Raw genomic sequence first — 12,146 nt, 5'->3', positions numbered from 1 at the left:
AGTTTCGGATAGGCCCAAGTTAATTTATGTAGTTGAGCAGGTAAGATAAGACATGCATCCATAACGGGTGCTTTTTTCTTTGGTATTTAGATAGTACGCATTAAACGTAAATTTGAACAAAATGTATGTAGATGATTTAGTTTTTATTAAATATTTAATTAGCGGTATGGGGGAAGAAAAATGAAAATAATAGAACTACCAATTGAATTCGAATTTAATGGGGAAAAACAATGTATTTATCCGAGCTTAATTATAGTAAACAATGAATTAACTTTAGTCGATACAGGTTATATAAACTTTTTCTCTTTAATTGAAGATACAATTTTAAAACATGGGTATGAGATGAAAAACTTGAAAAATATAATTATTACTCATTATGATGACGATCATATAGGATCATTATATGATTTCAAAGTGAAATATTCTCACGTTAATATTATTGCAAGTGAAATTGAATCTCACTACATTAATGGTGATATAAAATCAGAGAGATTGGCTCAAGCTGAAGACATGTTACAACGTATGCCAATTGAAGAGAAAGAATTTGGTGAGTGGTTTATACAACAATTAAAAAATATAAGACATATTTCTGTCGATGAAAAAGTATGTGATGGTCAAAGGATTTTGAATGATGAATGTCAAATAGTAGCGACTCCAGGACATACTTCGGGGCATATTTCATTATATTTCCCGAATTTAAACTGTGTAATTACAGGGGATGCGGCTGTTCAAGATAATCATGAATTAGTAATAGCTAACCCAAGTTTTTGTTTAGATTTAGAAAAAGCAGAAGAATCTCTAAAAAGAATTAAAAACCTTAAAGTAGCAACGTATTATTGTTATCATGGAGGAAAACTTACTGTATAAAATAATAAAAAACCGATCTTTCCTATATCGAAAAGATCGGTTTTTTAATTCATAGATTCTGCAATTTGAATTAAATCCTTTACGTTATATTTTTCTTTTATATAGCGTTTGTTACCAACTTCAATTGTGTATTGAAAACCATTTTTCTGAAAGAGGAGCTCATATGCTGAATCAAAATGAGGATTATATAATGCTTTTATATTATTTTTTAAACTGTAGAACTTAGCGCCCCTATGTACGTAGAAACCTAATTTGTTTTGAACTGGTGCAACAGTGATTTTAAAAATCCCGTTAATATCTTCATTGTAGTATCGTAGTTCTAAGTAATCGTTATAGATGTACCCTTGAAATTCGTGAATTTCGAACGGGAATTTTGTAGGAGTAAGTATATGTTCCTTACACTTTATTTCATATTCTTTTACGATAGTAGCTTCTTTCATAAATGGATTCGTTCCATCATAAATTTGATTAATTTGAGATATTTTATTATTCTTTGTTACTATTTCTAAAATGCAACCGATAGTAAATTCATCATCAGTGTCTTTAGAATAAGAAATAAGAATTGTGGTATCTTCTTTTGGAGATGGTACTATTTTAATTGCATGAATAGGTTTGTTCTTTTGGAAAGTAGGTAGTTCAATCCCTTCTGTTACATATGACTGCATTAATTTTTTATCATTTTTGAGTAAAGCTTGTTTAAATTCAATTATCACATTTGTTTGAGATTTTGCCATAATAATTGAGGTTGATTGAAAATATAGTAAGAAAAATATACAAAATATCTTTATAAATGTAGTGGTCAATTTTATCACCCTATAACTATATTTCCGTAACATTGAAATATATATGTATAGGTGGGGAGAAGATGAGTTTATTACTTGATGTAATAATGGCTATAATTACATTTTATCCACGAAATGACATGAGATTAAAACATCATATTGCAAAGTTAAGTGAATTCGAGTGGTTTCGAAAGTTACATGAAGATCCGAAGTAGACAAGTTTAATTTGGAGTAATTGAAAAATTAAGAAGTATATTTTGAATTCCGCAAATATGAAAGCATTAATAAATTCCGAGAAAAAACAAAAAGAATTTGTCCAACTAGTACACGATGAATATAAAAAAAGAAGATAAGAATTTTTTTATTTTTCATATTTGGCGAAACAAATGGTACAATGAAAGCTAATGTGAAAAATAAGGAAAAGAAGTGGTCTATTTGAAAAACTTTTTAGAATTAGGAATTAGTGAAACTTTTAATCATACATTACGTGAAAATGGAATTACAGAAGCAACACCAATTCAAGAGAAGGCAATTCCTGTTATTATGTCAGGTAAAGATATTATTGGGCAGGCGAAAACAGGAACGGGTAAAACGTTAGCATTCGTGTTACCGATTTTAGAAAAAATCGATTCAGAGTCTAGTGATGTTCAGGCTTTAATTGTTGCACCAACAAGGGAACTAGCACTGCAAATTACAACTGAAATTAAAAAAATGCTTGTTCAAAGAGAAGATATTAATGTACTAGCGATTTATGGTGGGCAAGATGTAGCACAACAATTGAGAAAATTAAAAGGTAATACACATATTGTTGTTGCAACACCAGGACGATTATTAGATCATATACGACGTGAAACAATTGATTTAAGTAATCTTTCAACGATTGTACTAGATGAAGCGGATCAAATGCTTTATTTCGGTTTCTTATATGATATTGAAGATATTTTAGATGAGACACCTGGTAGTAAACAAACGATGTTATTCTCAGCAACGATGCCAAAAGATATTAAAAAATTGGCGAAACGTTATATGGATGAGCCGCAAATGATTCAAGTACAAAGTGAAGAAGTAACAGTAAATACAATTGAGCAGCGTGTCATTGAGACGACAGATCGTGCAAAGCCAGACGCACTTCGTTTTGTTATGGATCGTGATCAGCCATTTTTAGCAGTTATTTTCTGTCGTACAAAGGTTAGAGCAAGTAAGCTTTATGATAATTTAAAAGGACTAGGTTATAATTGTGCTGAACTTCATGGTGATATACCTCAAGCGAAACGTGAAAGAGTTATGAAGAGTTTCCGCGAAGTAAAAATTCAGTACTTAATCGCAACGGATGTAGCAGCTCGTGGACTGGATGTAGATGGTGTAACGCACGTATTTAACTTTGATATCCCTGAAGATGTAGAAAGTTATATTCACCGCATTGGCCGAACAGGACGTGCAGGTGGATCAGGTATTGCAATTACGTTCGTTGCAGCGAAAGATGAAAAACATTTAGAAGAAATTGAAAAAACGCTTGGTGCACCAATACAAAGAGAAATAATCGAACAACCGAAGATAAAACGTGTAGATGAAAATGGAAAACCGGTACCAAAGCCGGCTCCAAAGAAATCAGATCAAAATCGTCAAAGAGATAGCCGTGAAGGTTCAAGACGTGATTCGAGAAATAGCTCAAGAAGTGATTCAAGAAATAGTTCGAGAAATGATAACAATCGATCATTTAATAAGCCAAGTAATAAAAAAGGTAGTACAAAACAAGGTCAGCAAAGACGTGGCCGTTAAATAGTTATTATTCTAAAAGAGTCGCAAAATATTGCGGCTCTTTTTTTGTTTGTATACAACAAGGATGATGGAAAGAAAAAACAAAAATTTCATTCACCGTATTTAAAAGTTATAAAGAGAATTTTATAGTTCAAAACCAGTAGAACAAGGGTATTACTACCATGTCGCAATGCAAGAACAAGTGCAACTTACGTATGAACAATATTTAATCGGAAAAAATCGAGAGAAAGCGATTCGTACTAGCTCCCCTGATGATGATACGGATTATGAAAAAATCAATTGGTATAACGATACGAAAACATCTTTTGCAAACAAAGATTTGGACGATGGGGTGAAAGAAATTCGTAACACATCCAAATGGTACGGGAATCTTATGCTGCAGCAAAAAGAGAACGGAACTTATTATGTCTACTATTTAAGCAGAACACTTTTGTTGAAAGAAAAGGTATTGAAGCAAGCGAATATTTTTATTACACATTCCGCAATTATTGGAATGGAACAAGAGAAGTTTATGAAGGATTAAACTCGTATTGGGTACGATCGTTGGAAACTGGAAAACTAATTTGTTAGTTTTTGTTCGATGGGGAACTCGAGAAGCGCCATTGCCATCCTAATGGGGAATTTGCTTACTATAACGATGAAGGTAATGTAGTGTGAAGTTAACAGAAGGGATAGTATACGAAATAAGAAAAAAGGACTAGCAGTCGTACCTGCCGTCCTTTAATAGGAGAAAAAGTAATCTTGTTTAGAACTACGCATAAACAGAAAATCTGCTTGTAATTAGTTTTACCCTAACTATACGTGTCTATACAGAAAAGGGATAAGTAAAAAATACTTATCCCCGGAAGGGAAATCCCAAGCACTAAAATGGCTCGTATTGGTCTGCAGGTTCAAAAGTAGTATATGTAAAACGAAAAATCTCATACAAAAAGCAGACAACGGTTTTGGTTGTCTGCCAGTGTGTTCAATGAGTTAGCTAATTGTGATAATTTGTATCCCCATTACGAGAAGAGTGAAGCTACTAGTTCAAACAGCTTGTTGGTATTATTATCGATTTCTTAAAAAATATACAGAAAAAGCAGATAAGTGAAGAACCTACCTGTTTCTGCTGTAATAAAAGAAAGAAGTATTAGCCGTGGACACGGCGGCTTGAAAATAGTATGTATTTTTATTTGAAAAATATTCAAGAGGTAAAGAAACATGGGATGTTTAATAAAATGGGTTTGTGAAATTAATCAGCTAATTAGTAAAATAAAAGAGAAAAACAATGAACAAATATAACAATAAAAAGGTAAATGTTCAAAAGAGCGATGAGTATAAAGTAAAACAAAATAGTTATATTAAAGCTTGATTTTCATGAAAAATAAAGCACACATATAAGTGTGCTCTTATGAACGCTTTAGATTAGTATGACTAGATAGTCACCATACAATAAAATATGCTTGTTTGATATAAATGTGTGTTACATCTATAACATATATTTTGGGGTGTATAAGGAATATTAAATGTTAATTAGCCAAGCATATTGTTTTTATTAACGAATTTGTGCAACTGTTAAAGCGGCAGAACGAATATCTACTGTACCAATTACTTCAACCGGTACAATTTGAATTAAATCACCAGGGTTTAAGTTTATTAGAATGACACCGCTGGATACATCTACTTGACCAGTGCCAATGATATTAGAACGGACTGCGGTTCCAGATCCTGCAATAATATTAGTTGATGAGTTTAGTGTCAAGAAAAAGCGCGCGGCTTCGGGGGCTACTGGAACATTATCGAGGCTAATTGTTAATGTATAACTGATTTGATAAATACCAGCTTCTTGAATTCTAATACCAGTTCCTGTACTAATTGTATCATTGATTACAGGGACAGTAATATTTGGATTTGGGCCCGTACTAGGTAGTAGTAGTGGCGTGAATAGTGTTGCAAATTGAGGTGAAGTAGCATTAAAAGCAAAACCGAGAGCTGGTAGAGTACTGGGGGCTTGTGCGCCACAATTAAAGTTTGTGAGCTTACGACTAGATGAGCGCATATTTTCACTCCTTTCTTTCATTTAGATTGCGTGAGTAATAACCTCACGTTTTGGACAAGCACAATACAATATATGAAAATTTATAGTGAATAGTGCAGAGGACTACTGTTATGAATAAAACTAACTGCCTGTTGTACAAAGGAAACACTACGCTTACAGAAATAGTTTGTAACCTAAAGTTGAAAAAATAGTATGAACAGAGTTATAAATGTTATTTAGAAATGAAAGAAAACATAATAAAAAGAGCACGCATATAAGCATGCTCTTTGACAAGAAAGGTAGATTTTTATGAGTGGATTCCTCCATACAATAATATATGCTTGTCCGGTTAAAAGGTGAAAAGGCTTAATAAAATAGTTATTTTGGAGAAAGGAAGAATGAATATAGAACGAATTGAAACTGCTGAGGAATTACTTGAGGATATGAAGGAATGCTTTTTGAATGGAACATCTTTAAAGGTGATTTTAATCTCGTATCTTCGTTGATTGAAGAAGTGAAGCGTATAACAAAATAAAAATTTCATTTTGTAGAAAAGGGGAATGGATATGTGTACTTATTGGGAAAATGCAGTTAAAGAATTCTTCAAGAAGCAAGAACAGGAACGAAATAAAAGAGCAGCTAGCAAAAGCTAACTGCTCAATACAAGGAGATACAGAGAAGACTACTTTAAATGAATGTTGGCATACAGCCTACATACAGTATTGACCGAATATTTATTTTAAATCCAATTTATTTTAGGATTTTTTCTTTGTTTGAAAGTTCGAAAAGATATATAATAATTTTCTGACTATTGAATTGGGAGGGATACAAATGAAAAATGAAACGTTACATATTCAAGAAGATATTATTGAAATGCTTGATTCATTATTAAGACCGGCAGAACCATTTTGGAATGAATTTTATAAGAATAGAGAAAAGGATGTTCCGTTTTTTGAAAATGTTCCAGATGAGAACCTAGTTTCGTATATACAAAAAAAGCGGGTTTCAAAAGGAAAAGTACTAGAACTTGGATGTGGTCCGGGTAGAAATGCAATTTATCTAGCAAATGAAGGGTTTGATGTAACAGCAGTAGATTTATCTATAGAGGGCATTAATTGGGCGAAAGAGAGAGCGTTAGCAAAAGAAATAGAAATTCACTTTATTTGTGATTCGATTTTTAATTTAGAGGGTCAAAATGATTTTGACTTTGTATACGATTCGGGCTGTTTACATCATATTCCACCGCATAGAAGAATAAATTATGTGAATTTAATTAAAAACTCATTGAAACCGGGTGGTTATTTTGGATTAACATGTTTTGCGCCAGGTGATTTAGATGAACGAAATGGCTCGGAAATATCAGATTGGGACGTATATAGAGGATGGAGTCTGCAAGGTGGTCTTGCATACTCTGAAGAGAAATTAAGAGAGATATTTAAAGAATTTGAAGTGATTGAAATTAGAAAGATGAAGCAAATTGAACAACCAAATACTATGTTTGGAGAATCATTTCTTTGGACAGCGCTATTTAAGAAGAAATAAGAAAGTAGATAATTGACAAACTCATCGTTTTTATAGACAATATATTTATAAGAATATATGTTCGGTTTTGTTGACCGATGTATGTTTTACATAAATACATAACAAGGGGCTGTCTCTATATGAGTAAACCAAATCAAAAAATCACTACGTTTTTAATGTTTGAAGGTAAAGCTGAAGAGGCGATGAACTTTTACACGTCGCTATTCGATCAATCAGAAATTGTAAGTATCTCTCGCTACGATGAAAACGGACCTGGTAAAGAGGGTACTGTAATTCATGCAACTTTTACTTTACACGGACAAGAGTTCATGTGCATAGATAGTTATGTAAATCATAATTTTACATTTACACCAGCTATGTCTCTTTATGTAACTTGTGATACGGAAGAAGAAATTGAAACGGCTTTTAATAAACTAGCCCAAGATGGAGCAGTACTTATGCCTTTAGGTGCCTATCCGTTTAGTAAAAAATTTGGTTGGTTAAATGATAAGTATGGTGTGTCTTGGCAGTTAACTCTTGCTGAATAAAGATTTAAAAAGAAAAGCGTAACCTATTTATAGTTACGCTTTTCTTTTTAAGAATTTTGCTGGCCGAATCTTTTCCCCAGTTTAGCTAACAGTTCAGGTTGATCCCCTGGGCTCATTACAACTTCAACAAAGGTAAGTTGATTCTTATCAACACTTATTTTAGTTAAGACTTCTTCTAACTCTGTTTCATTTTCTACTTTAAATGTTTGGCTTTTTTCTTCTGTTCCAAATACATTCGTTAGTTTTGTATAATCCCACATTTGTATGTCATTATACGGTTGATTTTCGCCGTGAATTGCACGTTCAACAGTGTATCCATTGTTATTAATTAAAAATATAATCGGTTTTAAATTTTGACGAAGTATAGTCGATAACTCTTGAACAGTTAATTGGAAAGAACCATCACCAATAATTAAAATGTTACGCCGCGATAAGTCAGCGAGCTGTGTACCGAGTAGAGCAGGTAATGTATAACCGATCGATCCCCATAATGGTTGCGCTACATATGTAGTGTTAGTAGGTAATGGGATAATGGCACTACCAAAGAAAGGTGTTCCTTGCTCTACGATTAAGACGTCGTTTTCTTGTAAGAAATGGTACATTTGCTGCCAAAAACGTTTTTGCGTAACCATTTGCATTTTTGGATTAGACTTTTCTGTAATAGAAATTGATTCTGAAATAAACGGCTTAATTTCAAGAGTTTCCTCATTGCGATGCTCAATTAAGTCACTTAAATGTTGTAAAACATCTTTCATTACAACTGGTCCATATTTTTTATCTATAATTTTCACAGCGTAGGGATGAATTTCTATAACTTGTTCTTTCGTAAAACCTTGTGTGAAACCGCCTGTAATAGTATCAGTTAACTTTACACCAATACTAATAATACAGTCAGATTCATCAATTCTTTTTCGTAAGTATGGAGAACTTACATCACCAGTATAAATTCCTATAAATTGAGGGTGTTTTTCAGGGAATATTCCTTTCCCCATACTTAACGTTGCAATAGGAAACCCCGTTTTTTCTACAAATTGATATAAATATTCTTTTGTATGAAAACGATCTACTTCAAAATCAGCTAAAATCACAGGTTTTTTGGCACTGTTTATTTTTGGAATTGCATGTAGAAGCATTTTATCTAGCGCATCTTTATTACTTACAACTGGTTTATGTAAAATTGGTTCCGTAGGTTTATTAATTGGTTTATTATACACATCAATAGGTAATTGAATATGAACAGGGCGTTTCTCACTCAAACATGCACGTAACACACGGTCAATTTCTTCAGCGGCATGCTCAGGTGTTAATTTTGATTGTGCCACCGTGAGTTCTCTATACATATTGGGAAAATGATCGAACTTTCCATCACCTAACGTATGATGAACGAGTGCCCCATTTTCCATTACTGTTGTTGGTGGTGTCCCCGTGATTTTTATAACAGGTACGTTTTCTGCGTATGAGCCAGCAACACCGTTAATAGCGCTTAATTCTCCAACACCAAAAGTGGTAATAAGAGCGGCGATTCCTTTTATACGAGCATATCCATCAGCAGCATATGCTGCATTTAATTCATTACAATTACTAATCCACTCTAGCTTTTCATGTGCTAGTACATCATCTAAAAAAGCCAAATTATAATCACCAGGGACACCAAAAATGTGCTCAATTCCTAATTCGCTTAGTCGGTCTAATAAATATGTACTTACAGTATATTGCGTTTTCAAGTGAATCATCTCCTAATTGTTTTGCTTTCTTGTAATAAACGAAAGCAGCTCTAGAGTATTGATTAAAATATTCATTACTAGAATGTGGTATAATTTACATACAGGGGGAAAGTAGATGACACAACATAAAGAAGAACAGATGAATGAAGCATTAGCATTATTTTACTTTGCATATAAAACATTTACTGAAAAGCCAGATGAAATTATAAAAGAGTATGGCATACAACGAGTACATCACCGAATTTTATTTTTTATCGCACGCTTTCCAGGGATAAGTGTAAATGAGTTATTATCATTGCTAGAAATAAGTAAACAAGCGCTACACGGACCATTACGACAACTTGTGGAAAAGAATTTAATTGAGAGTAATGAAGCTACACATGACCGTCGTGTGAAACAGTTATCATTAACAGTGGAAGGTACCGATTTAGAGAAAAAATTAAGCGATGTACAAAGACAACAAATGGCTGCTATTTTTTCAAAATTTGGTGAATCGTGTGAAGAAAATTGGCATCAAGTTATGAATGAAATGGCAAATAGCCGCTCAGGCTTTGATGCTTGGATGTCGAAACGAGAAGTTGCAATCGAGCAAAAATAATACGAGATATATCTGTTTTATAGTTTGAAAAAGAACAAATTTTATCCATACATTTGGCAACTATGGATTGGTCATAGAGTGAATGGATAAAAAAATACTTTACTAGATACTTTATACGTGTACGCAATGGAACAATAAAATTCACATTTCCGAGAGGGGAATTATTATGATAAAACTTGTACTTATTCGTCACGGACAAAGTTTATGGAATCTTGAAAATCGTTTTACTGGTTGGACTGATGTAGATTTATCAGAGAATGGATTAAGTGAAGCGAGAGAAGCAGGAGCGATATTAAAGAAAAATGGATATACTTTTGATGTCGCTTATACATCTGTATTAAAACGAGCAATCCGGACGTTATGGATTGTACTTCATGAGATGGATCTTGCCTGGGTACCAGTACATAAATGTTGGAAGCTAAATGAAAGACATTACGGTGCATTACAAGGGTTAAATAAAGATGAAACAGCGAAAAAATATGGTGAGGAGCAAGTTCATATTTGGAGAAGAAGTATTGATGTAAGACCACCTGCTCTTACTGAGGATGATCCTAGATATGAAGTGAATGATCCAAAATATAAAGCACTTAAAAAAGGTGAGTTTCCATTGACTGAATGTTTAGTGGATACGGAGAGAAGAGTACTTGATTATTGGCATTTAGAAATTGCGCCGTCATTAAAAAGTGGTGAAAAGGTAATTATTTCATCACACGGTAATACGATTCGTTCGCTAGTGAAATACTTAGATAACCTTTCAAGCGATGGTGTTGTTTCATTAAATATTCCAACGAGTATACCGCTCGTTTATGAATTAGACGAGAATTTATGGCCGATTCGTCATTATTACTTAAGTATGGACGGAGAAGTACCAGAAGGGGAAATTCCGAAACATATTTCTTTTTAACATGAAAATTTGAAACGCATGCTTGTCTACATATACAATGTAGATTCATGATAAAAGACGTGGCACCTTCTAATGTATATGCAATGTAGCTAAATTTAGAAGCTTGTCCACGTCTTTTGTCATAAAGAGAGCTGCTTGTGCATGTAATGATATCGTGAGTAGTTTTTGAATGGAGGGTGATGTCATTGGTGATCTCTAACATTCGAATAGGCTTATTTATTTTAGCAATCGTTTTTCTAGTTCTTGTTTTCTTTTATTGGAAAAACGAAGAGTTGTACGAGGAGAAGAAGCAACGAATTAGAAAGACTTGGTATGGGTTGTTTATAGTATCAGTCACTGTGTATTTCATGATAAAAGGAATTGATTTAACCCTCTGGAAAAATCTTTTAATGTTCACTGCAATGGTTATTTTCGTTGATATTGCATTTATTTTAACACCTAATATTTCAGAAATATGGGGAGCGAAATTTAGCGATATCGGCAAGACAGTTCAATCGATAAAACGGTCATTAATTGCTTCTAAAGCAAGAGGAGAAATATACACAACAATCATTCAAAATGTCAATCCAGCAATGTTCGGTACGATGGAATGGCATACGGAAGAGGAATATACAAAGAGCTTAAACGCATTTTTAGATTCATATGGGGAAAAGATTGGGGCGAAAATAGTTGTATTTGAAGCGGCAAAGGAATTAAATACAAACTTTCGTGGTATTCGCTCTCAATTTAGTATTATGGTTCCGTTTGAACACATCGAGCAATTGAATGAGCAGAAAGCAGTGCAAGTAGAAAATGTCGGAATTATACCAGCAAAAATAGTGAGTGATGTTTTCATTGTTATTGATGGGAAGAAAAATAACCTGCAAGATCGAGATTTTGAAAATGTATATAATTTAACAATACATCATAGTTATTTTAGTAAATAAGGACAGAAATTTTTTCTGTCCTTTTCACTTATACATAAAGGGAAAGCGAATTTAGACAAACTTGTATAAAATCGGACAATCATTCCTACACTAGCACGTAGAGGTGATTGTAGTGATAAAAGATTATGACAATGATTTTTTTAAAGAAGATAATGAAGATACAACAGATTTCTCGTTAATAAAAGGAGATACATTACAGCAAGTAGAAGAGTTAGAAGAAGAATTAAAAAGAAAATGATACGTGTACACGCTGTCTGCATTTGCGATATAATATAAATAGAAGATTGTATCTTTTTGAAGAGGGGGGAGAAGAGATGGCTGAAGTAAATGTACAAAAGTCTTCATTTTTTAAAGAAAAAAAAGAAGAACCAAATACAGATTTCTCTCTTGTGAAAGGTGCGTTAACGGAAAATATAAATCGTTTAGAGAAATTAATGAATAATGGTACTTCAAAATATATGAGAGCAAAAAAAACGAAAG

Annotated in this window: 13 protein-coding genes and 1 pseudogene; 11 read left to right on the top strand and 3 right to left on the bottom strand. The window is 33.1% G+C overall.

Annotated elements, in window-relative coordinates; all coding sequences use genetic code 11:
* The first annotated feature begins 180 nt into the window (after positions 1–180).
* Positions 181–867 (top strand): MBL fold metallo-hydrolase, encoded by a 687-nt coding sequence (locus tag KI369_RS19490; protein WP_212957049.1) that lies wholly within the window; start codon positions 181–183, stop codon positions 865–867.
* A 44-nt stretch (positions 868–911) separates the two neighbouring features.
* On the opposite strand, the gene KI369_RS19485 is transcribed toward KI369_RS19490, so the two are convergent.
* A complete protein-coding gene (locus KI369_RS19485) occupies positions 912–1,703 on the bottom strand; it encodes a hypothetical protein (protein WP_212957048.1) in 792 nt (263 codons plus the stop codon).
* Positions 1,704–1,732: 29 nt separating this feature from the next.
* Between KI369_RS19485 and KI369_RS19480 the strand changes: the two are divergent.
* The 3 genes and pseudogenes from KI369_RS19480 to KI369_RS29525 all read left to right on the top strand — a co-directional run bounded on the left by KI369_RS19480 (position 1,733) and on the right by KI369_RS29525 (position 3,951).
* Positions 1,733–2,002, top strand: a pseudogene (locus KI369_RS19480) (hypothetical protein).
* 73 nt (positions 2,003–2,075) lie between these two features.
* On the top strand, positions 2,076–3,428 hold the full coding sequence (locus tag KI369_RS19475; RefSeq protein WP_212957047.1) for a DEAD/DEAH box helicase: 1,353 nt from the start codon (positions 2,076–2,078) through the stop codon (positions 3,426–3,428).
* Between the two features lie 169 nt (positions 3,429–3,597).
* The gene (locus KI369_RS29525; RefSeq protein WP_238484941.1) at positions 3,598–3,951 is read left to right on the top strand and encodes a hypothetical protein; all 354 of its coding nucleotides are present in this window, start codon (positions 3,598–3,600) and stop codon (positions 3,949–3,951) included.
* Between the two features lie 1,011 nt (positions 3,952–4,962).
* On the opposite strand, the gene exsF is transcribed toward KI369_RS29525, so the two are convergent.
* Positions 4,963–5,466 carry an exosporium protein ExsF gene (gene exsF, locus KI369_RS19465; RefSeq protein ID WP_212957046.1) on the bottom strand — a complete coding sequence of 168 codons (504 nt, stop codon included), beginning with the start codon at positions 5,464–5,466 and terminating at the stop codon, positions 4,963–4,965.
* 810 nt (positions 5,467–6,276) lie between these two features.
* On the opposite strand from exsF, the gene KI369_RS19460 reads away from it, so the two are divergent.
* Together KI369_RS19460 and KI369_RS19455 are read left to right on the top strand one after the other, a co-directional pair.
* Positions 6,277–6,987, top strand: coding sequence for a class I SAM-dependent methyltransferase (locus tag KI369_RS19460; RefSeq protein ID WP_212957045.1), 711 nt, complete (start codon positions 6,277–6,279; stop codon positions 6,985–6,987).
* Positions 6,988–7,106: 119 nt separating this feature from the next.
* Positions 7,107–7,514, top strand: coding sequence for a VOC family protein (locus KI369_RS19455; protein WP_212957044.1), 408 nt, complete (start codon positions 7,107–7,109; stop codon positions 7,512–7,514).
* A gap of 47 nt (positions 7,515–7,561) precedes the next feature.
* On the opposite strand, the gene KI369_RS19450 is transcribed toward KI369_RS19455, so the two are convergent.
* Positions 7,562–9,247: an alpha-keto acid decarboxylase family protein gene (locus tag KI369_RS19450; protein ID WP_212957043.1), complete on the bottom strand. Its 1,686-nt coding sequence runs from the start codon at positions 9,245–9,247 to the stop codon at positions 7,562–7,564.
* A gap of 106 nt (positions 9,248–9,353) precedes the next feature.
* Here KI369_RS19450 and KI369_RS19445 point away from each other — a divergent pair, with 106 nt between their 5' ends.
* From KI369_RS19445 to spoIISB, 5 genes are all read left to right on the top strand, one after another.
* Positions 9,354–9,836: a MarR family winged helix-turn-helix transcriptional regulator gene (locus KI369_RS19445; protein ID WP_212957042.1), complete on the top strand. Its 483-nt coding sequence runs from the start codon at positions 9,354–9,356 to the stop codon at positions 9,834–9,836.
* A 166-nt stretch (positions 9,837–10,002) separates the two neighbouring features.
* Complete coding sequence (gene gpmA, locus KI369_RS19440; RefSeq protein ID WP_212957041.1) at positions 10,003–10,740, top strand: 2,3-diphosphoglycerate-dependent phosphoglycerate mutase; 738 nt, start codon at positions 10,003–10,005, stop codon at positions 10,738–10,740.
* Between the two features lie 188 nt (positions 10,741–10,928).
* Positions 10,929–11,666: a type II toxin-antitoxin system SpoIISA family toxin gene (locus KI369_RS19435; RefSeq protein ID WP_212957050.1), complete on the top strand. Its 738-nt coding sequence runs from the start codon at positions 10,929–10,931 to the stop codon at positions 11,664–11,666.
* 112 nt (positions 11,667–11,778) lie between these two features.
* A complete protein-coding gene (locus KI369_RS19430; protein WP_000588712.1) occupies positions 11,779–11,904 on the top strand; it encodes a hypothetical protein in 126 nt (41 codons plus the stop codon).
* Positions 11,905–11,980: 76 nt separating this feature from the next.
* Positions 11,981–12,146: stage II sporulation protein SB (gene spoIISB, locus KI369_RS29705; RefSeq protein WP_274382460.1), on the top strand; the 166-nt coding region annotated here is incomplete at its 3' end.

This window comes from Bacillus sanguinis (assembly GCF_018332475.1).
Classification (GTDB): domain Bacteria; phylum Bacillota; class Bacilli; order Bacillales; family Bacillaceae_G; genus Bacillus_A; species Bacillus_A sanguinis.
This window is presented reverse-complemented; position numbering and strand designations above follow the sequence as displayed.

Excerpts from the sequence above, each read along its gene's own strand:
- KI369_RS19460 (WP_212957045.1), top strand. The coding sequence starts at position 6,277 with ATGAAAAATGAAACGTTACATATTCAAGAAGATATTATTGAAATGCTT.
- exsF (WP_212957046.1), bottom strand. The coding sequence starts at position 5,466 with ATGCGCTCATCTAGTCGTAAGCTCACAAACTTTAATTGTGGCGCACAA.
- gpmA (WP_212957041.1), top strand. The coding sequence starts at position 10,003 with ATGATAAAACTTGTACTTATTCGTCACGGACAAAGTTTATGGAATCTT.
- KI369_RS29525 (WP_238484941.1), top strand. The coding sequence starts at position 3,598 with ATGCAAGAACAAGTGCAACTTACGTATGAACAATATTTAATCGGAAAA.
- KI369_RS19490 (WP_212957049.1), top strand. The coding sequence starts at position 181 with ATGAAAATAATAGAACTACCAATTGAATTCGAATTTAATGGGGAAAAA.
- KI369_RS19485 (WP_212957048.1), bottom strand. The coding sequence starts at position 1,703 with ATGTTACGGAAATATAGTTATAGGGTGATAAAATTGACCACTACATTT.
- KI369_RS19445 (WP_212957042.1), top strand. The coding sequence starts at position 9,354 with ATGACACAACATAAAGAAGAACAGATGAATGAAGCATTAGCATTATTT.
- KI369_RS19450 (WP_212957043.1), bottom strand. The coding sequence starts at position 9,247 with ATGATTCACTTGAAAACGCAATATACTGTAAGTACATATTTATTAGAC.
- KI369_RS19455 (WP_212957044.1), top strand. The coding sequence starts at position 7,107 with ATGAGTAAACCAAATCAAAAAATCACTACGTTTTTAATGTTTGAAGGT.